General features: G+C 67.7%; 21 protein-coding genes. 10 read left to right on the forward strand and 11 right to left on the reverse strand.

The annotated features are described in order from the left end of the window. Nucleotides 1-40: 40 nt before the first annotated feature. Nucleotides 41-958 (reverse strand): LysR family transcriptional regulator, encoded by a 918-nt coding sequence (locus SB764_RS35225; protein WP_110329555.1) that lies wholly within the window; start codon nt 956-958, stop codon nt 41-43. A gap of 157 nt (nt 959-1,115) precedes the next feature. Here SB764_RS35225 and SB764_RS35230 point away from each other — a divergent pair, with 157 nt between their 5' ends. The 7 genes from SB764_RS35230 (at nt 1,116) to SB764_RS35260 (ending at nt 7,454) form a co-directional block, all read left to right on the forward strand. After that, on the forward strand, nt 1,116-2,384 hold the full coding sequence (locus tag SB764_RS35230; protein ID WP_410866185.1) for a YbfB/YjiJ family MFS transporter: 1,269 nt from the start codon (nt 1,116-1,118) through the stop codon (nt 2,382-2,384). A gap of 266 nt (nt 2,385-2,650) precedes the next feature. Continuing rightward, nucleotides 2,651-3,181: an NUDIX domain-containing protein gene (locus SB764_RS35235; RefSeq protein WP_065065890.1), complete on the forward strand. Its 531-nt coding sequence runs from the start codon at nt 2,651-2,653 to the stop codon at nt 3,179-3,181. 64 nt (nt 3,182-3,245) lie between these two features. Further along, complete coding sequence (locus SB764_RS35240; RefSeq protein WP_110329553.1) at nt 3,246-3,713, forward strand: acyl-CoA thioesterase; 468 nt, start codon at nt 3,246-3,248, stop codon at nt 3,711-3,713. Nucleotides 3,714-3,738: 25 nt separating this feature from the next. Further along, the gene (locus SB764_RS35245) at nt 3,739-4,677 is read left to right on the forward strand and encodes a branched-chain amino acid ABC transporter permease (protein WP_410866186.1); all 939 of its coding nucleotides are present in this window, start codon (nt 3,739-3,741) and stop codon (nt 4,675-4,677) included. A gap of 4 nt (nt 4,678-4,681) precedes the next feature. Next, entirely contained in the window at nt 4,682-5,977 is a 1,296-nt protein-coding gene (locus SB764_RS35250; protein ID WP_321905926.1) for a branched-chain amino acid ABC transporter permease, read from the forward strand. Further along, nucleotides 5,974-6,735 (forward strand): ABC transporter ATP-binding protein, encoded by a 762-nt coding sequence (locus SB764_RS35255; RefSeq protein ID WP_124262264.1) that lies wholly within the window; start codon nt 5,974-5,976, stop codon nt 6,733-6,735. Before SB764_RS35250 ends, SB764_RS35255 begins: the two co-directional genes overlap by 4 nt. Further along, complete coding sequence (locus tag SB764_RS35260) at nt 6,732-7,454, forward strand: ABC transporter ATP-binding protein (RefSeq protein WP_410866187.1); 723 nt, start codon at nt 6,732-6,734, stop codon at nt 7,452-7,454. Before SB764_RS35255 ends, SB764_RS35260 begins: the two co-directional genes overlap by 4 nt. 13 nt (nt 7,455-7,467) lie before the next feature. On the opposite strand, the gene SB764_RS35265 is transcribed toward SB764_RS35260, so the two are convergent. The 3 genes from SB764_RS35265 to SB764_RS35275 form a co-directional block, all read right to left on the reverse strand. After that, nucleotides 7,468-8,376, reverse strand: coding sequence for an ATP adenylyltransferase family protein (locus SB764_RS35265; protein ID WP_410866188.1), 909 nt, complete (start codon nt 8,374-8,376; stop codon nt 7,468-7,470). A 26-nt stretch (nt 8,377-8,402) separates the two neighbouring features. Then, nucleotides 8,403-8,888: an adenosine-specific kinase gene (locus SB764_RS35270; RefSeq protein WP_065065883.1), complete on the reverse strand. Its 486-nt coding sequence runs from the start codon at nt 8,886-8,888 to the stop codon at nt 8,403-8,405. Nucleotides 8,889-9,037: 149 nt separating this feature from the next. Further along, nucleotides 9,038-10,309 carry an MFS transporter gene (locus tag SB764_RS35275; protein WP_065065882.1) on the reverse strand — a complete coding sequence of 424 codons (1,272 nt, stop codon included), beginning with the start codon at nt 10,307-10,309 and terminating at the stop codon, nt 9,038-9,040. Between the two features lie 503 nt (nt 10,310-10,812). Here SB764_RS35275 and SB764_RS35280 point away from each other — a divergent pair. Further along, nucleotides 10,813-12,525 (forward strand): methyl-accepting chemotaxis protein, encoded by a 1,713-nt coding sequence (locus SB764_RS35280; protein ID WP_373681713.1) that lies wholly within the window; start codon nt 10,813-10,815, stop codon nt 12,523-12,525. Nucleotides 12,526-12,612: 87 nt separating this feature from the next. On the opposite strand, the gene iolB is transcribed toward SB764_RS35280, so the two are convergent. From iolB to SB764_RS35315, 7 genes are all read right to left on the reverse strand, one after another. Further along, entirely contained in the window at nt 12,613-13,416 is an 804-nt protein-coding gene (gene iolB, locus SB764_RS35285; protein WP_110329546.1) for a 5-deoxy-glucuronate isomerase, read from the reverse strand. Then, nucleotides 13,413-14,336 (reverse strand): myo-inosose-2 dehydratase, encoded by a 924-nt coding sequence (gene iolE / locus SB764_RS35290; protein WP_074987449.1) that lies wholly within the window; start codon nt 14,334-14,336, stop codon nt 13,413-13,415. Before iolE ends, iolB begins: the two co-directional genes overlap by 4 nt. Before the next feature lie 33 nt (nt 14,337-14,369). Continuing rightward, the gene (iolD, locus tag SB764_RS35295) at nt 14,370-16,364 is read right to left on the reverse strand and encodes a 3D-(3,5/4)-trihydroxycyclohexane-1,2-dione acylhydrolase (decyclizing) (protein WP_410866189.1); all 1,995 of its coding nucleotides are present in this window, start codon (nt 16,362-16,364) and stop codon (nt 14,370-14,372) included. Beyond that, nucleotides 16,361-18,394, reverse strand: a complete 2,034-nt coding sequence (locus tag SB764_RS35300) for a bifunctional 5-dehydro-2-deoxygluconokinase/5-dehydro-2-deoxyphosphogluconate aldolase (protein ID WP_065065901.1) — start codon at nt 18,392-18,394, stop codon at nt 16,361-16,363. Before SB764_RS35300 ends, iolD begins: the two co-directional genes overlap by 4 nt. A 39-nt stretch (nt 18,395-18,433) precedes the next feature. Continuing rightward, nucleotides 18,434-19,297 carry an ATP-binding cassette domain-containing protein gene (locus tag SB764_RS35305; RefSeq protein WP_244144456.1) on the reverse strand — a complete coding sequence of 288 codons (864 nt, stop codon included), beginning with the start codon at nt 19,295-19,297 and terminating at the stop codon, nt 18,434-18,436. Between the two features lie 13 nt (nt 19,298-19,310). Beyond that, the gene (locus SB764_RS35310; protein ID WP_065065876.1) at nt 19,311-20,486 is read right to left on the reverse strand and encodes an ABC transporter permease; all 1,176 of its coding nucleotides are present in this window, start codon (nt 20,484-20,486) and stop codon (nt 19,311-19,313) included. A 142-nt stretch (nt 20,487-20,628) separates the two neighbouring features. Further along, the gene (locus SB764_RS35315) at nt 20,629-21,690 is read right to left on the reverse strand and encodes a sugar ABC transporter substrate-binding protein (protein ID WP_074987446.1); all 1,062 of its coding nucleotides are present in this window, start codon (nt 21,688-21,690) and stop codon (nt 20,629-20,631) included. Between the two features lie 270 nt (nt 21,691-21,960). Here SB764_RS35315 and SB764_RS35320 point away from each other — a divergent pair, with 270 nt between their 5' ends. Both SB764_RS35320 and iolG read left to right on the forward strand, forming a co-directional pair. Beyond that, nucleotides 21,961-22,851, forward strand: a complete 891-nt coding sequence (locus SB764_RS35320; protein WP_065065874.1) for a MurR/RpiR family transcriptional regulator — start codon at nt 21,961-21,963, stop codon at nt 22,849-22,851. Next, the gene (gene iolG, locus SB764_RS35325; protein WP_065065873.1) at nt 22,844-23,860 is read left to right on the forward strand and encodes an inositol 2-dehydrogenase; all 1,017 of its coding nucleotides are present in this window, start codon (nt 22,844-22,846) and stop codon (nt 23,858-23,860) included. Before SB764_RS35320 ends, iolG begins: the two co-directional genes overlap by 8 nt. Nucleotides 23,861-23,926: the final 66 nt, after the last annotated feature.

Genomic DNA, 23,926 nt, shown 5'->3' on the forward strand with positions numbered 1-23,926 from the left:
GGCAGCCCTTTTTGTTTTTGTGCCGACGAGCGCGCGTGCTTCAGGCCACAGCCGCCGCGGCGGCTTCGGCGGGCGTGTGCGTTTCACCGCGCGCATGCGCAAGCAACGCCGACTTCAGCGCATCGAGCGCCGGCGACAGATGCCCGCGCCGCCAGACAAGCAGCGTGTCGATCTGGCCGAGCGTGCCGAGCGAATGCACGGCGATGTCGTCGGCATTGCGCTGCAGATCGAGCACCGAGCGCGGCGCGACGGCCACGCCCGCACCTGCCGCCACGCACGCGACGATCGCGTGATACGAGCCGAGCTCCAGCACGCGCGTGGGCCGGATGCCGTGCTCCAGATACCACGCCTCCACGTAGTTGCGATACGCGCAGCCGCGCTCGAACGCGACCAGCGTCGAGAGCGCGACGTCGCCCGGCTGGCGGATCGGCCGATGCCCGCGCGGCGTGATCATCACCAGTTCCTCGCGATAAACGCTTACGTGCTCGAAGACGTCGGCGGCGGGCGGACCCGCGAACGGCGTCGCGACCAGCGCGGCGTCGATCTCGAATTCGCGCAGCCGCTCCATCAGACAGCCAGTCGTGGCCGTTTCCAGTTCGAGCGTGACGTCGGGCCATGCCTGGTGATAGCGCGCGAGCACGCCGGGCAGACGGCTCGCGGCAGCGCTTTCCATGGTGCCGAGCCGCAGCCGCCCCGCCGGCCGCGCCGCCTTGAGCGCGTGACGCGCTTCATCGGCGAGCGCGAGCATCCGTTCGGCGTAGGGCAGCAGCGTTTCGCCGGCGGGCGTGAGCACGAGGCGGCGGCCGTTGCGCGTGAACAGCGGCGTGCCAAGCTCCTCCTCGAGCTGCTTGATGCGCGTGGTCACGTTCGACTGCACGCGGTTGAGCTTGGCGGCGGCGCGCGTCACGCCGTTTTCGCGGACGACGGCCCGGAAGATCGCGAGCTCGGCGAGATCCATGATAGTTCTCTAAACGGGAATGATTCGTTCATCATAATTCATTTTTAAGGAAGGTTTTCAGCGACTACCATGCTGGGAAACCTCGTTGCGCGATGCCGCCTCGCGTCGCCCATGCCGCCCCGTTTTCTCGACTTTTCTCCGCCCTGTTTCGCCGATCATGACCGACCTTGCCGCCCGCCGTTCCGGCTCCCAGACCGCCCGCCGCCCGCATGCCGCCCGACGCGCCGCGCTCGCGTGCATGGCGACGCTCGCCGCAGCGCTCGGCATCGGACGTTTCGCGTTCACGCCGCTCCTGCCGCTGATGCTGCACGGCGGCGGACTCGATCTGCAACACGGCGGCTGGCTCGCGTCGCTGAACTACGCGGGCTACTTCGTCGGCGCGGTCGGCTGCGCGGCGCTGCGTTTCGCGCCCGCGCGCGTCGTGCGCGCCGGGCTGGCGGCGACGGCGCTGCTCACGCTCGTCATGGGCCTCACGCACGCGTTCTGGATCTGGGCCATCGTGCGCTTCCTGGGCGGCGCGGTGAGTGCGGCGACCTTCGTGTTCGCGTCGCAATGGGGACTGCGCCGGCTCGCGCAACTGGGCGCGCACGAGTGGGGCGGCGTGATCTTCACGGGACCGGGCGTCGGCATCGCGCTGACGGGGCTGGCCGTGAGCGCGGCGGGCGCGCTCGGCGGCATCGATGCGCGCGTCGGCTGGCTCGGGTTCGGGCTGGTGTGCGTGCTGATCGCGGTCTGCGTGTGGCCCGTTTTCGGCGATGAAACGCGCGAGGCGGGCGAGGCGGCGACGTCAGCGGCAGCGTCTGGATCGCCTGCATCGACTGCGTCCGCCGCTTCGGCGCAAGCCGCAACGTCTTCCGGCAGTGGCAGCACGTCGAACCGCGCCGACGCCTTCTGGCTCGTCCTGCTCTACGGCGTGCCGGGCTTCGGCTACATCATCACGGCGACTTTCTTGCCGGTGATCGCGCGCCACGCTCTGCCGGGCTCGATGTGGCCCGACCTGTTCTGGCCGATGTTCGGCGTCGCGTTGATCGTGGGCGCGCTCTCGGCGGCGCGTCTGCCGCTGCACTGGGACAACCGCCTGATGCTGGCCGTCTCGTACGTATTGCAGGCGCTCGGGATCGCGCTCGGCATCGTCTGGCCGAACGCCGCAGGCTTCGCTTTCGGCAGCGTGCTGATCGGCTTGCCGTTCACGGCGATTACGCTGTTCGCGATGCGCGAAGCGCGCCTGCTGCGCGGCGAACACGCGGCCGCGCTGATGGGCTACGCGACGGGCGCTTACGGCATCGGCCAGATCGCCGGGCCGCTGGTGGCCGCGCCGCTGGCGGCGTCGAGCGGCTCGTTCACGAGTTCGCTCGCGCTCGCCGCCGCCGCGCTCGTGCTCGGCGCGCTGGGGCTCGTTTGGCGCGCGCTGCGTTCGCGCGCCTGAAACGGGTCGAGCGGCACCGCCGGTTTCGTCAGGATCGCCAGGCGCCTCCCGCATCTCCCGCCATTTGGTGAACGTGTTTCGTGGAATGTTGCGCCGCTGCGCGCCGTCACGTCCACGCCCGTCGAAGCCCGCTCGCACGCCAACGCCGATAGCGCACTAAAATGGCTGCTTCGCGCCGCCTGCGCGCGCCCACCGGGCGGCTCGCGGCGGCGCGGTTGTGTCCCGCGCCTGCTTCCTGCGTCTGTGCCCTGCGAATCCATCGAGCCATGAGCGAATACCAGTTTTGCCCGCGCTGCGCCTCGCGTCTCATCGAGCGCGCCGACGCGGCGCACGAAGGCGGCCGCGTGCGCCGCGCCTGTCCGGCCCCTGTCTGCGGCTACACGCATTGGGACAATCCGCTGCCCGTCGTGGCGGCCATCGTCGAATATGAAGGGCGCATTCTGCTGGCGCGCAACGCGGCCTGGCAGGAGGGCATGTTCGCGCTGATCACCGGTTTCCTCGAAAACGGCGAGACGCCCGAAGAGGGCATCGCGCGCGAAGTGCTCGAAGAAACCTCGCTGCACGCCCAGAGCGTCGAGCTGATCGGCGTCTACGAATTCATCCGCAAGAACGAACTGATCATCGCGTATCACGTGAAGGCGACGGGCACGATCGCGCTGTCGCCGGAACTGCTCGAATACCGTCTGGTCGAGCCCGCGAAGCTGCGGCCCTGGCGCGCGGGCACCGGTCAGGCGCTCGGCGAATGGATGCGCCGTCGCGGCCTGCCGTTCGAGTTCGTCGAGCGGCCGGGGCAGTGAGTCCGGCGCGCCGTCATGCCGCCTGTGCCCGCGCAGGCTTTCTCAACCTCATGCTCCCGATCCGATGAACCGACCGCTCGCCCGTGACCGTTCCGGCTATCGCCACTTCCTCACCATCACCACGCGCTGGATGGACAACGACGTCTACGGACACGTCAACAACGTCGTCTACTACAGCTATTTCGATACCGTGGTGAACGAGTATCTGATCCGCGCGCAGGCGCTCGACATTGAGCACGGCGAGACGATCGGCCTCGTGGTCGAGACGCAGTGCAATTACTTCGCGCCGCTCGTCTTTCCCGATCGCGTGGAGGCGGGGCTGCGCGTGGCGCGGCTCGGTTCGTCGAGCGTGCGTTACGAGGTCGGCCTGTTTCGCGAGGGCGACGCCACGCCCGCCGCGCAGGGCCATTTCGTGCACGTCTATGTCGATCGCGAGACGCGCCGTCCCGTGAAAGCGCTGCCTGACGCGTTGCGCGCGGCGCTCGCGCCGCTCGTCGTCGAGGATGACGCCGACACCAGCGCACGAAGCTAGCCGCCGCGCACATCGACACGCTGTCGTGCAGGCCTTTCTCATCGATACGCTCAACGGCGCGAGCTACGGCCTGCTGCTGTTCCTGCTCTCCGCCGGGCTCACGCTGATCTTCAGCATGCTCGGCGTGCTCAACTTCGCGCACGCGAGCTTCTACATGCTCGGCGCGTATCTGGGCGTGACGCTCGCGGGCTGGTGCGGCTTCGGCTGGGCGCTCGTGCTCGCGCCGCTCGCGGCCGGACTCGTGGGCGCGCTGTTCGAAGTCGCGCTGCTGCGCCGCGCGCGGCCCGGCGGTCCGCTGAATGCGCTGCTGCTGACGTTCGGCGCGGCCTGGGCGATCGGCGAAATCGTCAAGCTCGTCTGGGGTTTGCAACCGCTCGCGGCGACCGTGCCCGCGTGGCTCGACGGTCCGCTGTTCACTTTCGGCGGCGCGGCGTTCTCGCGCTATCGCGGGTTCGCGATGCTGATGTCGGCGGCCATGCTGCTGCTGATTTTCGTCGCGCTGCGCGTGTCGCAGACGGGCCTCGTCGTGCGCGCCGCGCTCACGCACGCGGCCGCCGTCGAAGCGCTCGGCCACGACGTGCCGCGCGTGCGCACGCTGGTCTTCGCGCTCGGCACCGCGCTCGCGGCGTTGGCGGGCGTGGTGGCCGCGCCGCTGTTCGTCGTCGAGCCCGCGATGGCCGAATCGGTCGGCTCGATCGTGTTCGTGGTGGTGGTGACGGGCGGGCTCGGCTCGCTCGGCGGCGCGTTCGTGGCGTCGCTCGCAGTCGGTTTCCTGCAGACCTTCGCGGTGGCGAGCGACGTGTCGTTCGGTGCGCTCGCCGCGCGCGCGGGCGTGACGCTCGCGCCCGCGTGGAGCGCGCTCACGCTCGCGCAGGCCGCGCCGCTGCTGCCGTATCTGTTGCTCGTCGCGATGCTCGCCGTGCGTCCGCAAGGGCTGTTCGGCCGGCGCGGCGAGGATGCGTGACGCCATGCGCGCCAAACCTCACGCCGATCGCCCCTTCGCTCGCACGCCGCACACGCGTGTTTCGGCGCTGATGTGGCTCGCGCTCGCGGTGCTGCTGGTCGCGCCGCCGCTCGTTTCGGCGTGGCTTTCGCCGTCGGGCGCGCCGCAAGGCTGGCTGCTGGCCTGCCTCGCGCAAGCCGCCGCGATGATCGTGTTCGCGCTCTCGTACAACCTGCTGCTCGGCGAGACCGGCTTGCTCTCGTTCGGCCACGCCGTGCCGGCCGGGCTCGGCGCACTGGCGGCCGCGCATTGCTTCAACCGCTACGCGATGGCGTTGCCGCTGCTGCCCGTGATCGGCGGCGTGGCGGGCGCGGCAGTCGGCGCGTTGACGGCCTGCGTCGCCGCGCGCCGCGCGGGCACCGCGTTCGCGATGATCACGCTCGGCCTCGGCGAACTGGTCGCCGCCGCGGCGTGGGCGCTGCCCGGCTGGTTCGGCGGCGAGGCCGGCGTGCCGATCGATCGCGCGAGCGGCCCGGCGCTCGCGGGCTGGAGCTTCGGCCCTGATCGTCAGGCGTACTGGCTGATCGCGGCGTGGTGTTTCGCGGCGTGCGTGGCGATGCGCGTGCTGTCGCGCGCGCCGTTCGTGCGCCTCGCCAACGCCGTGCGCGACAACCCGCGGCGCGCCGCGTCGCTGGGCGCGTCGCCCGCGCGCGTGCGGGCCGCGATGATCGTGCTGGGCTCGGCGTTCGCGGGCGTTGCGGGCACGCTCGCGCTCATCAACGTCGAACTCGCCGCGGCCGAGAGCGTCGGCATGATGCGTTCGGCGGCCGTGCTGATCGCGACGGTGACGGGCGGGGCGGGCGCGTTCTTCGGCCCGGTGCTCGGCGCGCTCGTGTGGGTGGCGTTCAGCGTGGGCGTGGCGAGCCTCTCGCGCGCGTGGATGCTCTACGTGGGCGTGTTTTTCATCGTCGTCGTGCTGATGGCGCCCGAGGGTCTCGCGGGCCTCGCCGCGCGCGAACGCGCGACGCTCGCGCGCACCGGCTGGCGGGCCTGCGTCGCGCCGTGGTGCCTGGCGCTGCTCGCAGCGATCAGCGGCTCGCTCGCGTTCGTGCTCGCGGTGCAGTGGGCCTACGCCATCCGTTTCGGCGACGACGATGCGTCGGCCAACGCCTTCGCCGCGCTGTCCACGCATGCGCAGTGGTCGCTCGGCGCGGCGATCGGCGTGTTCAGTGCAATCGCCTGGCTGGCCGCACGCCGCGCCTCTGCGCTGCGACGCGCGCGCTTCGGCGCGAACGTCGCTCACCCGGAGGCGCAGCCATGACGATCGCACTGCGGCTGAGCGGTATCGAAAAGCGTTTTGGCGCGACGCCCGTGCTGCGCGGCGTCGATCTCGACGTGCGCGCGGGCGAACGTCACGCGCTGATCGGCCCGAACGGCGCGGGCAAATCCACGCTTTTCAGCCTGATCGCAGGCGAGCAGCGCGCGAGCGCGGGCCGCATCGAACTGCACGGCCGCGACGTCACGCGGCTCGGCCCGCCCGCGCTCGCGCGCCGTGGCCTCGCGCGCAGCTTCCAGACCACCAGCGTGTTCGCGCGTCTCTCGGTGCGCGAGAACCTGCGCTGCGCCGTGCTCGCCTCGTTGCGCGGCGGCGCGGGCTTCGCGGCGCGCTGGTTCGGCTCCGCACAGGCCGACGCGCGCGCCGCAGACGTGCTCGACGCCATCGGCCTCGCGCATGCCGCCGAACGCGAAGCGGCGACGCTGAGCTACGCCGAACAACGCGCGCTCGACCTCGGCCTCGCGCTCGCGGGCGGCGGGCAGACGCTGCTGCTTGACGAGCCCACGGCAGGCATGAACCGCGCCGAAGCCGCGCGCGCGCTGGCGCTGATCCGCGCGACCACGGCGGGCAAGACGCTGCTGCTGGTCGAGCACGACATGGACGCCGTGTTCGGTCTCGCCGATCGCGTCTCGGTGCTGGTGCAAGGCCGCGTGATCGCCACCGGCACGCCGCAGGCGATTCGCGCCGATGCCGCCGTGCGCGAGGCCTATCTGGGCGCCGACTTCGGCGCGGCATCGTCATGAGCACGACGAGATCGTTACTGCTCGACGTCGCGGGCCTGCGCGCGTGGTACGGCGCGAGCCAGGTGCTGCATGGCGTCGATCTGCGCATCCACGCGGGCGAAATCGTGGCGCTGGCGGGCCGCAATGGCTCGGGGCGCTCGACCTTTGCAAAGGCGCTGATGTCGATGGTCGCCGCCGATGGCGTGCGCCGCTTTGCTGGCGTCGATCTCGCGCCGCTGCGGACCTTCGAGATCGCGCGCCTCGGCCTGGGCTACGTGGCGGAGCAGCGCGACGTTTTCCCCACGCTCAGCGTCGACGAGAACCTGCGGCTCGGTGTCGTGAAGCGCGGCCGCCGCACGCCGCGCTTCACGCTCGACGAAGCGCGCGCGCTGTTCCCGATCCTGCACGAGCGGCGCGCGGCGCGCGCGGGCGTGCTCTCGGGCGGCGAGCAGCAGATGCTCGCGCTGGCCCGCGCGCTGATGGGCGATCCCGATCTGTTGATCGTCGATGAACCGGCCGAAGGATTGTCCGCGCAGATGACCGCGCGCGTCGGCGATGCGCTGCGCGCGTTGCGCGAGCGCGGCGTCGCGGTGCTGCTGATCGAGCAGCGGCTCGCGCTCGCGCCGACGCTCGCCGATCGCGTCGCGGTGATGGGGCATGGCCGCATCGTATTCGAGGGCGCGCCGGCGGAACTCGCGCAGCGCGAGGACATCGTGCGCGAATGGCTCGGCGTCGGTTGAGATCGTTGCGTGCTCAACGAGGTTGAGCGACGCGCGCGAGCGCCGTCATCGGTCCGATGTGCGCGAGCGCGGCGCGCTGCTGCGCGTCGCGCACGAATAGCGAACCCGCGAAACCGAGCGCATTGATCGACATGCCGTCCACGCATTCCTGCGTGCGCGGCACCACCAGCATCCCGCGCCGCGTGACGAGCAGGTTGTAGGGCGCACGTTGATGCGCGAGTCCTTCCACGTCGATCGCGCCGATTCCCACCGCATCGAGCAGCGCGCGATAGGTGCGCCACGCATGCCGCGCGGCCTCGTCGGCGCTGCCTTGCAGCAGATCGAGCGCGGCGAGTGCGTGCGCGAACGGCAAGCCCGGCACGCGCGCGATGCCGCTTTTGACTAGCGCCGATTGCCATAAAACTTCCATCGGCAGCGCGGTTTCGGTCACATCATCGAGCGGCAACGGCACCGCCTGCAGATGTTTGTGCGGCTGACTCGCGCCCGCCGCCGCGCCGCCGTTGTAGAAACCGAGCGCGTCGAACCCGCGCAAGGCGACGAGCAGCGCCGCGAAATCGTCTAGATCGAGCAGCGCTTCCTGCGGCACGAAACGCCGCGTGACGATCAGCAGATGATCGTCGATCACGTTGTACTTGTTGAGCAGCGCGAGATGCGTCGGCGAGAGCGTGCCGACGCACAGATCGTCGTTGCAGGGCAGAAATGGGTTGCGGCGCGTTGCGCTGCTTTCAATGGCCTCGGTGCGCCGCGCCATCTCCTTGCGCGCGAGGCTCGACACCTGGCGCACGGCGAAACGCACGCCGCCGTCGTCGAGATGCGTGAGGACCGTGTCGATGGGTTGCAGCGCGCCGCATTGCAGCGCGTGGCGCGTTTGCGCGTCGAGCGCGGCGCGCAGCGTGGCGGACGTGAGCGGTGTCGATGTCATCGGCGAATGTGTGACGGACCCGGCGCTCACGCCTTGTACCCAATCGCGCGCAGCAGATCCTTGCGCCAGCGCACGTCGTCGTCGGTCTCGACGCCGAGCGGCGGCGCGCCATCCACCACGCCGACGATGCCGCGTCCGCGATCGGTTTCCGCGATCAGCACGTCGGTCGGATTGGCCGTCGCGCAGAAGATGCGGCACACCTCGGGAACGGCTTTGACCGCGTTGAGCACGTTGACGGGAAAGAAGCCGTCGCCGAGAAACACGATGAAGCTGTGGCCCGCCGCGATGCGCAGGGCGTTATCGGTCGCCATGTCGACGAGCGCTTCGTGCGTGCCCGAGCGGCGCACGAGGCGCTTGCCCGATGCCTCGCAGAAGGCCAGCCCAAACGCGATGCCCGGCGCCGCGCCGTACAGCGCTTCGTGCAGGTCCTCGACCGTTTTGATGAAGTGCGATTGCCCGAGGATGAAGTTGGTCGCTTCGGGCTTGACGATTTCAACCGTGGAAAGCTGCATGGCGGACCTCGCGCGAACGTCTCGAAGGCAGAGGCTTCCAGCATGGTTCGAAGTCGCGGCCAATGCAAGCGGCGCGGATCGTCGACGAAAAAACGGCCGGCGCCTTCGCAGGCAGCCGGCCGTTTTCGGTGCGACGCGCGCAGCGCGGTTTAAGCAGCGGCCTTCGCGCGTTTCTTTTTCCCTTCGACGTCGGGCAGGAACACCGTGAGAATGCCGATCAGCGGCAGGAACGAGCAGACCTTGTAGACGAACGTGATGCTGGTGGCATCCGCGAGCTGGCCGAGCACGGCCGCGCCGATGCCGCCGAGACCGAACGCGAAGCCGAAGAACAGGCCCGCGACCATGCCCACCTTGCCCGGAATCAGTTCCTGCGCGTAGACGAGGATCGCCGAGAACGCCGAGGCCAGCACGATGCCGATGATCACCGTGAGCACGCTGGTCCAGAACAGGTTCGCGTAGGGCAGCAGCAGCGTGAACGGCGCGACGCCCAGGATCGAACCCCAGATCACGTACTTGCGGCCGATGCGGTCGCCGACCGGGCCGCCGATGATCGTGCCCGCGGCCACGGCGGCGAGGAACACGAACAGGTGCACCTGCGCGGCCTGCACGGGCAGATGGAAGCGGTCGATCAGATAGAACGTGAAGTAGCTGTTGATGCTCGCGAGGTAGAAGTACTTCGAGAACACCAGCAGCACGAGGATGCTGATGGCCATCGCCACGCGTCCACGCGAGAGCGCGACGGCAGGCGCTTCGGCGCGCTTCTTCTTGAGATTCGGATGCGCCTTGTACCAGCGGCCGATCTGCGTGAGCACGAACATCGCCACCAGCGCGGCCACCGAGAACCACGCGATGCTGCGCTGACCATGCGGAATGATGATCGCGGCGGCCAGCAGCGGTCCGAGCGACGAGCCCGCGTTGCCGCCGACCTGGAACAGCGACTGCGCGAGGCCGTGGCGGCCGCCCGAGGCCATGCGCGCAACCCGCGACGACTCCGGATGGAACACCGACGAGCCGCAGCCAACCAGCGCGGCGGCGACCAGCAGCACGCCGAAGCTCGGCGCGACCGACATCAGCAGCAGGCCGCAGAGCGTGAAGCCCATGCCGACGGGCAGCGAATACGGCATCGGGCGCTTGTCCGTATAGACGCCGACGAGCGGCTGCAACATCGACGCCGTGATCTGGTACGTGAGCGTGATCAGGCCGATCTGCGTGAACGACAGCGCGAAGTTGTCCTTGAGCATCGGATAGATGGCCAGGATCAGCGACTGGATCATGTCGTTGAGCAGGTGCGAAAAACTGATCGCACCGAGCACGCTGTAGACCGTGCGCTGCACGGCCGGCGCGGCGGAAGGTGTGGCGGTGGACGCTGCGGACGCAGCGGCGGCGCCGGACAGGGCGCGCTTGTCGAGGCTGGTTTCCATATGTCTTTGGCAGGAGAGCATCAAGCGGACGCCGGCTGAATGCGCGAGGCAATCAATGCGGCAACGGCATGAAAGGGTCGTATATAGGAGTTATGAAGCGCAGTGTAATGTGTCTTGGAAGAATCGTACGGACAAGTTTTGTCGCGATTCGGACACCGATCGCCGCGATTCCGCCGCGACGCCTTGCCGCAGGCGTCTCGCGCAAACGGGAAATTTGTCGCGGCAATTTTGGCGGCGGATTTTGGCCGGTTATAACCCGCGAAGATGCGCGAACATTTCCGCGACATTACGGGGCCGGTACGCGGACGACGACGCCAGTGCGACACGCTAAAGATCGCGCGGCGCCGTGCCGTTGACCGGAGTTGAGGCGTTGCGCCATGCATGAGTCGCCACGAGCGCTCAGCGAGAGGCGTCGGCGGGTTTGGGCGGATATCGGAGAGCCTGGACGCAGCCGGCGCGGCGCACGTCGTACAACAAGCTGGAGACCGATAACGATGCGAGCAATGACTGAAGCGAGCCGCCATGCGGGGTTCGTGCCGGACGAATTGGGGGCGCCAGGCGCAAACGGCGCAACGGGGCGCGGTGGCAGTAAAGGCAAGGGCAAGAGCAGGAAGCGCGCGGCGGCGGACACCGCCTCGCACCTCTCGGTGAAAGCGACGCTGCGTCTCGCGTTCGCCGTGGTGCTGGTGGGAACGCTCGCGATTGGGGCGTTCTCGCTCACGCAGATCAGCCGCCTCAACGATTCCACGGAATCGATCTACGAACAGGGGCACGTCGCGAGCCGCGCCGCCGAGGAAGCGCGCGGTCACGTGCTGCGCGCGAGCCGCGCGCAGAAGATGCTGCTCACGGCGACCACGGCGAAGGAACGCGACGAACTCGGCGACGGCATCGAAAAGGATCTGTCCGCGATCGTCGACGAAATGAAGGTGCTCGACGATCTCTCCGCCCACGCCGGCAGCGGCCACGCGCGCGCCGACGCGCTCGCCTCGCAGAAACAGTTCTCCGATGCCATGCAGACCTGGAGCGGCCATCTGCGCGACTTCGTCACGCTCGTGAAGGCGCAGCCGCTCGATCTGTCGCAGATGAGCTGGCAGGTCGGCACCCAGGACGTCTCGCTGCTGGTCGAAACCGAAAAGCTCGAAAAGCTCGTCGATCAACTCGTCGAGCAACGCGGCGCGGCGGCCAAGGCGACCATCGCGGCGTCGGCGTTCATCTTCAAGTCGTCGTTCGTGATGATGGCGGCGGCCACGATCGCGCTGTTCGTCGTGGCGTTCTTCGTCAGCGAATGGGTCGTGCGGCGGCTGTCGCGCGCGCTCGGCGGCGAGCCCGCGCATGCGAAAGCCATCGCCGCGCGCATCGCTTCCGGCGATCTCGCGCAACCGGTCGTCGTGCGCGAGCGCGACGCGCACAGCATGCTCGGCGCGCTGCGCGACATGCAGCAAGGTCTCTCGACGACGGTCGCGGAAATCGCCGCGAGCGCGGAGGCCATCGCCGCCGCGTCCGGCCAGATCTCGACCGGCAATCTCGATCTCTCGCAGCGCACCGAGGAACAGGCCGTCGCGCTCGAACGCACGGCCAGCAGCATGGAGCAACTGACCTCGACCGTGCGCCTGAACGCGGAGAACGCGCAGCAGGCCAGCACGCTCGCGGGCAACGCCTCGCAGATCGCGGAGAAGGGCGGCGCCGTGGTGGGCCGTGTGGTCGCGACGATGGGCGAGATCAACGAGAGCGCCAAGAGCATCGCGGACATCATCGGCGTGATCGAGGGCATCGCGTTTCAAACTAATATTCTCGCGCTGAACGCGGCCGTGGAAGCGGCGCGCGCGGGCGAGGAAGGGCGCGGTTTCTCGGTGGTCGCGGGCGAGGTGCGCAATCTCGCGCAGCGCAGCGCGGCGGCGGCCAAGGAGATCAAGACGCTGATCAGCGCCTCGGTCGAGCGCGTGGCGAACGGGTCGACGCTCGCCACCGACGCGGGCAACACGATGGACGAAGTCGTGAAGGCGGTGCGCCGCGTGAACGACATCATCGGCGAGATTTCGGCGGCGTCCAGCGAGCAGCGCGCGGGCATCGAAGAAATCAGCCGCGCGGTCACGCAGATGGATTCGGGCACGCAGCAGAACGCGGCGCTCGTGGAAGAAGCGACGGCCGCGGCGCAGTCGCTCGACGATCAGGCGAAGGTGCTCAAGCGGCTGGTCGGCAAGTTCCATCTGGCGTGACGGATCGTCCGCGAGCGATCGCGTAAGTGGAAAAGAAAACGCCGCGTTTTACGCGGCGTTTTGCATCGTGACGCGTTTATGTCGCAGCTATTTCGCGTCGCGCTCGATGATCCATTCGTGCGCGGGATCGTTATGGAAGTGCCATTCGCGCCTGGGGCCCGCCATCACGTTCAGATAGTACGAGTCGTAACCGTACGGCACGACCACCGGATGATAGCCGCGCGGCACCATCACGACGTCGTGATCTTCCACGGCGAGGGTTTCGTCGAGATCGCGCGCGTCGGTGTAGACGCGCTGGAACGCGAAGCCTTGCGGCGGATTCAGGCGATGGTAGTAGGTCTCTTCGAGCGCGCTTTCCTGCGGCAGGCGATCGGCGTCGTGCTTGTGCGGCGGATAACTCGACGAATGCCCCGACGGCGTGCGCACTTCCACCACGAGCAGCGATTCCGCAGGCTCGGTCTGCGGAAGAATATCGCAGACGTAACGCGTATTCGCACTCTTGCCGCGCGTCGAACGCTTCATCTGCGCGGACTCTATCAGGCGCACGGGCAGCGTGCCTTTCGCGGGCGCGCTCGCGACGCCCACTTCGGCGTCGCGCGTCGCGCGCACGACGGCTTTCACGCCCGGCGGCACGTAGAGCGCGACCGGCGCGGCGTCCTCGAACACGCTGTCGCGCGAGCCGAGGCTCGAATAGCGCTGACCATCGGCTTCGATATCCACGGCGCCCGAGAGCACGACGATGCAGCTCTCGCGGTCGATCTCGTGCACGTAGACGAGTTCATCCTTGCCGAGCCGGTACGCGGCGAACCCGACATAGCGCCAGCCCGCGCTGGCGGGCGTGACGCGCGCGATCGTCTGGCCTTCGCGCGCGGCCTTCACGAGCAGGCTCATGCTGCCTCCTTCGTTCGAGAAAGTGTTTCGGTATCCGAATCGACCAGCGAACGCAGCGTGCGATAACCCTTCTGCGCATACGCATACGACGGCGCGATCACGGGGTCCTGTTCGGCCTCGACGACGAGCCAGCCGCGATAGCCATGCTGCTTGAGCTTCGCGATGATCGACGCGAAATCCACGGCGCCGTCGCCCGGCACCGAGAACGCGCCCGCGAGCACCGCATCGAGAAAACTCCAGTTGCGATTGCGCGCGAGCTTCACGACGGCGGGGCGCACGTCCTTGCAATGCACGTGGCACACGCGCGCGATATGCTTGTCGAGTTCCGCGACCGGGTCGCCGCCCGCGAAGGTAATGTGGCCCGCGTCGAACAGCAGGCCCACGGCATCGCTCGTGCGCGCCATCAGCTTGTCGACGTCGGCGGGCGTTTCCACGTACGCGCCCATGTGATGGTGATACGCAAGCCGCACGCCGCGCGAAAGCGTATGTCGAGCGAAGGCGTCCACGCGCTCCGCGTATGCGTCCCACTGTTGCTCGCTGAAAAAACGCGGTCGCTGATAGAGCGGTCGCGGCGCGCCCTGAATCGAGTCGGCGACCTCGCCATAGACCATCACCGTCGCGCCGTTCTGCGCGAGCAGATCGAGATGGCGATCCACGGCGGCGATTTCCTCCGGCACGCTGCGCTTCGCGAGCATGCCGGAGTACCAGCCGGACACCAGCGACAAATCGTATTGCGCGAGCAGTGTCTTGAGCGCCTGCGGCTCGCGCGGAAACTTGTTGCCGAGTTCGAAACCCTCGTAGCCGATCTCGCGGCCTTCGGTCAGCGCCGTGGAAAGCGGCGTCTCGCCGCCAAGCGAAGGCAGGTCGTCGTTCATCCACGACAGCGGATTAATGCCGATGCGTACTTCAAATGCGCTCATGTGCGTTCCTCGATCTGTGGAGCGTCGGGTGCTTCATGCTTCGTTTGTGGGGGCGTCGTCGTCTGACGCGTGCGAGGCGTGCGCGTGACGTTCCGCGGTCTGCTGTACGTAGCGCTCGCGCGCCTCGCGCACCGCCGCGCGCGGCGACACTTCCGGCACCGCCACTTCCCACCACCAGCCGCCTTCCTCGGTGGTGCGCGCCGGATCGGTGTCGATGCACACGAGATACGTGCGCGTCGCCGCGCGCGCGCGTTGCATCGCGGCGTCCAGTTCGGCCACGTTCGCGACGTGCTCGGCCTCTGCGCCGAGCGCGCGCGCATGCGCGGCGAAGTCGATCTGCGGCGCGCCGAGCGGACCTTGCGCGCAATCGTCGAACAGATTGTTGAAGGGCGCGCCGCCACACGCCTGTTGCAGACGATTGATGCAGCCGTAACCGCGATTGTCGAGCACGACGATGATGAGCTTCGCGCCCAGCATCACCGAGGTGGCGATTTCGCTGTTCATCATCAGATAGCTGCCGTCGCCGACCATCACGATCACTTCGCGCTCGGGTCGCGCGAGCTTCGCGCCGAGGCCGCCCGCGATCTCGTAGCCCATGCACGAATAGCCGTATTCGACGTGATACGCGCCGGGGCGTCCCGCGCGCCAGAGCTTGTGCAGTTCGGCCGGCAGCGTGCCCGCCGCACACACGACGATGTCGTCGGTATCCGAGCGAGGGGACGAGCGCTGCACGGCGCCGATCACATCGGCGTCGTAGGGCAGGGTGTCGGGTTCCTGCTGCGCGTGCGTGAGTGCTGTCACGCTCGCGCGCCACGCATCGGCGAGACGCGTGGCTTGCGCGGTCCACGCGGCGTCGGCGCGCCAGCCGTCGAGATGTGCATTCAGTTGCGCGTCGAGCGCGGCGATCGCGAGCTTCGCGTCGGCTTGCACGGCGATCGCGTCGAGCTTGAGCGTGTCGAAACCGTTCGCGTTGATACTGACGATGCTCGCGTGCGCGAACAGCGTGTTCGAGCCCGTCGTGAAGTCCTGCAGGCGTGTGCCGACGGCGAGGATGCAATCGGCGTCGCGCGCGAGCGCATTGGCGGCGGGCGAGCCGGTCACGCCGATCGCGCCCGCGTTGAGCGGGTCGTCCCACGCGAGCGCGCCTTTGCACGCCTGGGTTTCGGCGACGGGAATGCCGCGCGCGGCGGCGAACGCTCGCAGCGCTTCCGACGCGCGCGCATAAAGCACGCCGCCGCCCGCGACGATCAGCGGCTGGCGCGCGCGGCTTAACTGCGCGAGCGCCACGTCGATTTCGCTCGCGATGGGCGCGGGCGCATGGAAGTTCACGAGACGCGGCGTGAAGAAGCTGGCCGGGTAATCCCACGCGGTGGCCTGCACGTCCTGCGGCAGCGCGAGCGTGACGGGGCCGCACTGCGCGGCGTCGGTCAGCACGCGCAGCGCGCGCGGCAACGCGCTCAGCAATTGCGCCGGATGCACGATGCGATCGAAGTAACGCGAGACCGGCTTCAGCGCGTCGTTCGCGGAGAGGCCGCCGTCCTGCTGATCCTCGATCTGTTGCAGCACCGGATCGGGTTCGCGCGACACGAAGATATCGCCGGGCAGCAGCAGCAGCGGCAGACGGTTCACGTGCGCGAGCGCCGCGGCGGTGACGAGGTTCGTCGCGCCGGGGCCGATCGAGGTCGTCACGGCCATCATGCGGCGGCGGAAATGCGCTTTCGCATAGGCAATCGCGCTGTGCGCCATCGCCTGCTCGTTGTGCGCGCGCAGCGTCGGCAATTCGTGGCGATATTGATAGAGCGCTTCGCCAAGGCCCGCGACGTTGCCGTGGCCGAAGATCGCGAACACGCCGCCGAACAGCGGTTCGGTGCGGCCCGAACCGTCCTCGCAGGCCACCCGTTGCGCCGCGAGCCAGCGCACCACGGCTTGCGCGGCGGTCAGGCGCACGGTGGCGCCTGGCGGATGCTGCGCAACGCTCGTCGAGCTTTCCTGCGCCGCGTGCGAGATCGGAGCGATGCGTTGATTCATGCTGCTTTCTCCTCGCGCGCGGCTTGATGAGTCTGCGCGGTCTGCGTGGTCAGCGCTTCGGCACGCGCCTCGCGCCACGCGGCGATCAGCGTTTCGAACGCCGTGCGCACGCGTGCGATCACCGTCTTGTCGTCGATATCGCCCTTGAGCCACGCGTAGCTCGGCTCGTAGAAGATCGTGCGGCCGACCGTGAAGCCGCGGCAGGTCTGCGAGGCCGCCGCCGCCTTGAAGCCGCTCATCAATTGATCCATCGGCGCGGAGAGCCCGAGCAGCACCACGCCGCGGCAATGCGGATCGCGCTCGGCGATCAGCGCGTCGACCTCGCGCCATTGCGCCGCGTCCAGCGGTTCGAGCTTCCACCACTCGGGATAGAGGCCGATGTTGTAGAGCCGCTTGAGCGCGCGCGCGATCGTGCCGGGCGGATTCGGCTTGCCGTCGAGTTTGGGCGGAATCACTTCGAGCAGCAGTTCGTGGCCGCTCGCCTGCACGGCGTCGTAGAGCGCGCGCAATTGCGCTTCCTGTTCGAGACGCTGCTCGATCGGTTCGTCGGGATGGAATTGCACGAGGCACTTCACGGTATGGCCGATGGGCCAGCTCGCGAGCGTGGTGCCGATCGAGCGGCCATGATCGAACACGAGCGGCACGGAACCCGGCAACTCGACCGGGCGGCCGATCCACCAGTCGCGGCCCGTGGCGGCGTTGAGCGCGTCCTGACCGTAGCGGTCGTCGATCAGCACGCCGATCTTGCCCTGCAGGCCGAGCGCGCTTTCGGTTTGCGCGACCGCTTCCACATAGAGATTCTTCAGATGCGCAATGCGCGATTCGTCCGCGCCCGTTTGCTGCGCGAGATCGAAGAACTGATTGCGATGATCGAAGGCGAAGCCGAGCACTTCGTCGTGACGCTTGCGCGCGGGCGTGACGCGATGCAGGCGCGCGAGCGTGGCGTCGCGGTCGGGGCGGCGCATGCGCACGGGGTCGGCTTGCGCTTCGCTCAGGAAGTAGTCGAGTTCGGCGGGCGTGGGCATGGCGGGCGCGCAGCCGTGGCGCGAGACGACCAGCGCGCCGCACGCGTTCGCGGCGCGCGCGCAGTCTTCGAGCGGCGCGTCGCGCAGCCAGCCCGAGAGAAAGCCCGAGGCGAACGCGTCGCCCGCGCCGAGCACGTTGAGTACCTCGACTTCCACGCCGCGCTGCATCGGCACGTCGTCGAGCGAATCGGGCACCGCGCCTTCGACGATCTGGCAGCCGAGCGGCCCGCGCTTGACCAGCAGCGTCGCGGACGTGACCTCGCGCACGCGCTTGAGCGCATCGACGAGCGCTTCCTTGCCGCCCGCGATACGGAACTCCTCCTCGGTGCCGATCACGAGATCGAAGTTCGGCAGAATGCGCTGCAGATGCTCGCTCACCCCCGCGCTGGCGACGAAGCGCGTCTCGCCGTCGGCCTTGCCCGTGAGACCCCAGAGCACCGGACGATAATCGATGTCGAGCACCGTGCGCACGTTGTTGCGGCGCGCGTAGTCGAGCGCGGCGAGGCTCGTGCGGTTCACCTGTTCGGTGGAGAAGTGCGTGCCGGTGATCAGCAGCGCTTTCGCGGAGGCGATGAACGCTTCGTCGAAGTCGGCGGGATCGACGGCCATGTCGGCGCAGTTCTCGCGGTAGAAGATCAGCGGGAACGTGTCGCGGTCCTTGATGCCCAGCAGCACGAGCGCGGTGAGACGTTCGGGATCGACGCGAATGTGGCTCGTATCGCAGCCTTCCTTCGCGAGCGTTTCGGTGAGAAAGCGGCCCATGTGGTCGTCGCCGACGCGCGTGAGCATCGCCGACTGCAGGCCGAGGCGCGCGCAGCCGAACGCGATGTTCGCGGACGAGCCGCCCAGATACTTGGCGAACGTGGACACGTCTTCGAGCCGCGCGCCGACCTGCTGCGCGTAGAGATCGACGCCCAGCCGGCCCAGACACACGATGTCGCGGCTGCGGCCCGGCGCAAAACGGCTCGGCGTGGTGCGGGTCGGGTTGGTGGGGATGATAGCCATGAGCATTCCTGATGAGTTCGGTGCGGGACGCGGGCCTGCTCAGATGGTGGCGCCGTCGAGTTCGGCGATCATCTTCTGCATTTCGGCGCCGCCGGCCATCATGTCGAGTACTTCGTTCTTGCTGATCGTGTCTTTCGTGTAGGTGCCGAGCGAGCGGCCGCGATTGAGCAGCGTGAACGAGTCGCCGATGGGGTAGGCGTGATGCACGTTGTGCGTGATGAAGATCACCGAGATGCCTTTCGCGCGCGCCGCGTGAATCAGCTTGAGCACGTTGAAGCTCTGCTTCACGCCGAGTGCGGCGGTCGGTTCGTCGAGAATCAGCACGCGGGCGCCGAAGTGAATGGCGCGCGCGATCGCGAGACACTGGCGTTCGCCGCCCGACATCGTGCCGATGGCCTGATGCGGATCGCGCACGTGGATGCCCATTTCCGAGAGCCGGTCCCGGGCGATCTGCGCGCTCGAATCGAGATCCATCACGTTGATGAAACCGAACAGCTTTTTCTGCGGCTCGCGGCCCATGAAGAAGTTGCGCGCAACGGAAAGCAGCGGCACCAGCGCGAGATCCTGATACACGGTGGCGATGCCGAGGTCGAGCGCGTCTTTCGGCGACTCGAAGCGCACGGGCTTGCCGTCGACAAAGTATTGACCGTCGGTGGGCGCGTGCACGCCGGCGAGCGTCTTGATGAGCGTGGACTTGCCCGCGCCGTTGTCGCCGAGCAGGCAGTGCACTTCGCCGCGCTTCAGGCGCAACGTGACGCCGTTGAGTGCGATGACCTTGCCGAAGTACTTGCTGACGTTTTCGAGCGCGAGAATCGTGTCGCTGCCGGGCGCGGCGGCCTGCGCCGTTTGCGCGTTTTGCGCGTTTTGTGCGCCCGCTGGTGCGAAGTCTTGTGATTCGGACATGGTGAGCCTCCCGTTACGATTGCGCGACGCGGCGGCGCACGTAGTGATTGAAGAGCACGGCGATCAGCAGCATCATGCCGAGGAACACGCGGAACCAGTCCGAATCGATGTTCGTGTAGGTAATGCCGATCTGCACCACACCGAAGATCAACGCGCCGAACGCCGCGCCGATCACCGAGCCGTATCCGCCCGTGAGCAGCGTGCCGCCGATGACCGCGGCGATGATCGCTTCGAACTCCTTTTGCAGACCGCGGTCGGCGGCGGCCGAGCCGATATCGCACACCTGCAGCACCGCGAACAGGCACGAGCAGAACGCGGTCAGCATGAAGAGCGAAATCTTGACGCGCTTGACCGGCACGCCCACGTTCTTCGCGGCGTTCGAGTCGCCGCCCACGGCGAGAATCCAGTTGCCGTAACGCGTCTTGGCCAGCACGAATGCGCCGACGATCACGAGCGCGAACCACCAGAGAATGACCTTCGGCACGCCGGGCACGAGCGGCTGGCCGCTGTCGAGCATCTTGCCGATGCCGATATGCGCGAGCGCCACGAACAGGCCTTTGAACGCGGTGCCGTGAAAGAGCAGGTTGGTCACGTAGTCGGCTTTCGCGACGTCGCCCACGCCCGAGACGATGGTGCGATCGGCGAACATGATCGAGAGCGCGAGCGTGAGGCCGCGCAGGATGAACAGGAACGCGAGCGTGACGATGAACGAGGGCAGCCGCGTGCGCATCACGAGGTAGCCGTTGAGCGCGCCGAGCGCGGTGCAGCCCACGAACGCGAAGACGATCGACAGCGCGATGGGCCAGTGGAAATACATGGTGGGAATCGCCACCATCATGCCCGCGAAGCCGATCATCGAGCCGATTGAAAGATCGAACTCGCCCGCGATCATCAGCAGGCACGCGCCAACGGAAAGGATGCCTAAGTAAGCGGCGACCTGCGACCAGTTCATCACGCCGTCGAGGTCGAACATGCCGGAGCCGCCCGCGCCGATCGCGAACACGGCGAACACGAGCACGGTGCCGGAAATCGCGGCGAATTCGGGGCGGCCGAGCAGATGGCCGAACCACGATTCGCGGCGCACGCGTTCATCGCCATGCGAGGCGCTCGCCTGAGCGGGCTGGGGCGCGCGCGGATCTTGCGCGTCGTCCGGTGCATGCGAGGGAAAGTGTTTGCCGGCTACACCCATGATGTCTCCTGTGTCCCGGACCTATGTGCCGTGATGGCGTGACTGGCCCGGTGAATGACGCGCGGCGAGGCTGGCGAGAGGCGAGTCGGTGTCGCGTGTAGCGAACCGCCGCCGCGCGTGGCTGACGAAATGACGTGACGGATCAGCGGTACTGACCCGCGTACTTCACCACCTTGTCCAGATTCTCTTTGGTGATGAAACCCGGACCCGAGCGGATGTTCTTCGGGCCATAGGACGGTTGCAGTCCGTAGGTTTCGAGGCGCTGCTTGAACTTCGGATTCGCTTCGAGGATCTGGCGGATCTTCGCCGGATCGGTCGTGTGGTCCTTCTTCACGATCGCCAGCACGGCCACGGGAATGTAGCCCTGCAGATACGGTTGCTGGTCGATGGCGAACTGGATCGTGCCCGCGCGGATCGCCTTGGCGATGTCGTCCGAGAAGTCGAAGGTGCAGAAGTAGATCTTGTTCGCGAGGCCCATCTGCTGCACCGCCTTGAGCGTGGCGGCGGCCGGCACCGGGCCGAGCGTGAGGATCGCGCCCGTGTTCGGATGGTTGCGCAGATACGCGCTGACCTTCGACTGGATTTCCGTCGGGTCCTGGCCCGAGTCGATCGTCGAGGTCTTGTAGTCGACGCCGATGGCCTCCGCGAAGCCGCGGCAACGGTCGAACGACACGGTGTTGGTGGCGATGTGGTTCACGCACAGGAACGACTTCACGCCTGCGGCCTTGGCCTTTTCGCCGGCGGCGTGGCCCGCCACGTATTCGGGCTGGCCCACGTGCATGATCGCGCCCAGTTGCGCGCTTTGTTCCTCGGTGCCGGAATTGATCGTCACGAGCGGAATCTTCTTGGCCGTGACCTTGCCGATGGAGCTTTTGAGCACGTCGAAGTCGGCGATGGTGGTGATGACGCCGTCGTAATTGCGCGCGGCCGCCTGTTCGATCAGGCGCGCCATGTCGGCGATGTCGCCGTTGGGCGGATTGCGGTAGTCGGTCTCGACGTTGAAGTCTTCGTCGGCCTGCTTGATGGCGTTCTTGATCACGTTCCACCACGAGTCCGAATCCGGCGCGTGGCTGATCAGCACGAAGTGCGCGTCGGCGGCCTGCGCCGTCTGCGCACCCAATCCGCTCAAGCCGCCCAGTCCCGCTGCCAGCGCGAGCGCCGCGGCCAACCGTCTGAGCATGGTCTTGCCCTTGCGTTGCGTCATTGTCTCCACCTTTCTCGGTCTGTCGTTCGTTTTTGAGGTGAGCGCGGTGCGCGTTCGCCGTGCACGTCGGCATGCGTGCTTCACGTTGCTCATGGACAAGATTAGGCGATCGTTCGAGCCGTTGCAACAGAAATTTCATTGCAAATAAAAATGGAAAATCTGTTCCATTCATGAGCGCGCGTGCCTATAATCGGCTCCGTCGGCTTGCCCTCAAACGCCCGCCCAGCAAGGGTTTTGCGGCACTGCGGCAAGCCAGGGGAAAAAACGATCATGGCCGACGAGACAAGCGACGCCGTAGCGGGCGTCGACGAATTGATGCAGCGCATCGCACACGACTACGAAGCGCTGCCGCGACAGTTGAAGAACGTCGCGACTTACATCGAACAGAACCGCGCGAGCGTGATGATGGACCGCACGAGCGACATCGCCGCGAGCTGCGGCGTGCATCCCTCGGCGGTGGTGCGCTTCGCGCAGCGCTTCGGCTTTTCGGGTTTCTCCGATCTGCAGGCGGTGTTTCGTCAGGCGTACGCGGGCCAGGGCGGCTCGCCCACGAGCTATCAGCAGCGCATCCGCCAGCTGATCGACGAGAAGGACGGCAAGGCCGATCCGGCGCTCGGCGGCACGGTGGCGCGCGAGTTTATCGGCGCGTGCCGCAGCGGGCTGGACGAACTCGAAGCGGGTCTCGACGACGCGCAGTTCGACGCCGCCGTGCGCATGCTCGAACACGCCGACAACCTCTACGTGATCGGCGTGCGCCGTTCGTTCGCGGTGGCGAGCTATATCGTCTACGCGCTGCAGCACACGCGCAAACGCGTGCACCTCGTTTCGGGGCTCGGCGGCATGTATCACGAGCAGATTCGCAGCGTGAAGAAGGGCGACGTGGTGATCGCCATCAGCTTCGCGCCGTACGGCAAGGAAACGCAGTACTGCCTGCGCGTGGCGCAGCAGCATCAGGCGAAGACGCTCGTGATCACCGACAGCCAGCTGTCGCCACTCGCGCGTCACGCGGATGCGCAACTCTATGTGAAGGAGGGGAGCGCGTTCGCGTTCCGCTCGCTGACCAGCACGTTTTGTCTGTGCCAGGCGTTGTTCGTGGCGCTTGCGTACCGGCTCGAACTCAACGTAGAAGAATCGACCGACACCGGAGGATACGATGACTAGTGGAGCAGCAGGCCAGGCGCTGGACGTAGCGGTTTTCGGCGCGGGACGCATCGGCCGCATTCACGCGGCGAATCTCGCGCGCCAGCCCGGCGTGCGCCTGAAGTACGTGATCGACGTGAACCGCGAGGCGGCGCAGGCGCTCGCGGCACAGCACGGCGCGCAGGTGGCCGGGATCGACGAAGCGTTCGGCGATGCGTCGATCGGCGCGACGGTGATCTGCTCGTCGACCGATACGCACTCGGAGCTGATCATGCGGTCGGCGGCGGCGGGCAAGCATATCTTCTGCGAAAAGCCCGTCGATCTCGCGATTGGCCGCGCGCGCGAATGCGCCGACGCCGTGGCGCGCGCGGGCGTGGTCGCGATGATCGGCTTTCAGCGCCGCTACGATCCGACTTTCGCCGCGCTCAAGCAGCGCCTCGACGCGGGCGAAATCGGCACGCCGGAAATGCTGGTGGTGACGAGCCGCGATCCGGGCGCGCCGCCCGTGGAGTACATCAAGCATTCGGGTGGCATCTTCAAGGACATGCTGATTCACGACTTCGACATCTTCCGCTGGATTCTCGACGACGAAGCCGACACCGTGCACGCCACGGGCAGTTGCCTCTCCGATCCGGCCATCGCGGAAGCGGGCGATATCGACGCGACGGCCGTGACGATCCGCACGAAGCGCGGCCGCCTTTGCCAGATCAATACGGCGCGGCGCGCGGCCTACGGCTACGACCAGCGCTTCGAGGTGCTCGGCAGCGCGGGCATGCTGCAGGCCGGCAACATGAAGCCGACCGAAGTGGTGGCGTGGTCGAAGACCTCGGTGGCGCAGGATGTGCCCGAGGCGTTCTTCCTGGAGCGCTATCGCGCCGCGTATGCGAGCGAAATGGCGCATTTCCACGAAGCGGTCACGCAGGGCAAACCGGTGCGCACGACGGTCGCCGACGGCCTCAAGGCGCTGGAACTCGCGGAAGCGGCGGCGCTGTCGTGGCGCGAAGGACGCGTGGTGAAAGTGGGCGCTTGACGCGTTCACGAAGCATCGATGCAGTGTGAGGGGCGTCGCGATTGGTTCGCGGCGTCGCCCAAATAG

The sequence above is a fragment of the Paraburkholderia sp. SIMBA_027 genome, assembly GCF_046535315.1.
Lineage (GTDB): Bacteria > Pseudomonadota > Gammaproteobacteria > Burkholderiales > Burkholderiaceae > Paraburkholderia > Paraburkholderia tropica.

Bases quoted from the DNA above. Each gene is read 5' to 3' on its own strand.
- iolD (WP_410866189.1), bottom strand. From the start codon at position 16,364: ATGAATCAACGCATCGCTCCGATCTCGCACGCGGCGCAGGAAAGCTCG.
- iolG (WP_065065873.1), top strand. From the start codon at position 22,844: ATGACTAGTGGAGCAGCAGGCCAGGCGCTGGACGTAGCGGTTTTCGGC.
- SB764_RS35280 (WP_373681713.1), top strand. From the start codon at position 10,813: ATGACTGAAGCGAGCCGCCATGCGGGGTTCGTGCCGGACGAATTGGGG.
- SB764_RS35305 (WP_244144456.1), bottom strand. From the start codon at position 19,297: ATGTCCGAATCACAAGACTTCGCACCAGCGGGCGCACAAAACGCGCAA.
- SB764_RS35225 (WP_110329555.1), bottom strand. From the start codon at position 958: ATGGATCTCGCCGAGCTCGCGATCTTCCGGGCCGTCGTCCGCGAAAAC.
- SB764_RS35235 (WP_065065890.1), top strand. From the start codon at position 2,651: ATGAGCGAATACCAGTTTTGCCCGCGCTGCGCCTCGCGTCTCATCGAG.
- SB764_RS35240 (WP_110329553.1), top strand. From the start codon at position 3,246: ATGAACCGACCGCTCGCCCGTGACCGTTCCGGCTATCGCCACTTCCTC.
- SB764_RS35265 (WP_410866188.1), bottom strand. From the start codon at position 8,376: ATGACATCGACACCGCTCACGTCCGCCACGCTGCGCGCCGCGCTCGAC.
- SB764_RS35310 (WP_065065876.1), bottom strand. From the start codon at position 20,486: ATGGGTGTAGCCGGCAAACACTTTCCCTCGCATGCACCGGACGACGCG.
- SB764_RS35230 (WP_410866185.1), top strand. From the start codon at position 1,116: ATGACCGACCTTGCCGCCCGCCGTTCCGGCTCCCAGACCGCCCGCCGC.
- SB764_RS35260 (WP_410866187.1), top strand. From the start codon at position 6,732: ATGAGCACGACGAGATCGTTACTGCTCGACGTCGCGGGCCTGCGCGCG.
- SB764_RS35275 (WP_065065882.1), bottom strand. From the start codon at position 10,309: ATGGAAACCAGCCTCGACAAGCGCGCCCTGTCCGGCGCCGCCGCTGCG.
- SB764_RS35320 (WP_065065874.1), top strand. From the start codon at position 21,961: ATGGCCGACGAGACAAGCGACGCCGTAGCGGGCGTCGACGAATTGATG.
- iolE (WP_074987449.1), bottom strand. From the start codon at position 14,336: ATGAGCGCATTTGAAGTACGCATCGGCATTAATCCGCTGTCGTGGATG.
- iolB (WP_110329546.1), bottom strand. From the start codon at position 13,416: ATGAGCCTGCTCGTGAAGGCCGCGCGCGAAGGCCAGACGATCGCGCGC.
- SB764_RS35270 (WP_065065883.1), bottom strand. From the start codon at position 8,888: ATGCAGCTTTCCACGGTTGAAATCGTCAAGCCCGAAGCGACCAACTTC.
- SB764_RS35315 (WP_074987446.1), bottom strand. From the start codon at position 21,690: ATGACGCAACGCAAGGGCAAGACCATGCTCAGACGGTTGGCCGCGGCG.
- SB764_RS35250 (WP_321905926.1), top strand. From the start codon at position 4,682: ATGCGCGCCAAACCTCACGCCGATCGCCCCTTCGCTCGCACGCCGCAC.
- SB764_RS35255 (WP_124262264.1), top strand. From the start codon at position 5,974: ATGACGATCGCACTGCGGCTGAGCGGTATCGAAAAGCGTTTTGGCGCG.
- SB764_RS35300 (WP_065065901.1), bottom strand. From the start codon at position 18,394: ATGGCTATCATCCCCACCAACCCGACCCGCACCACGCCGAGCCGTTTT.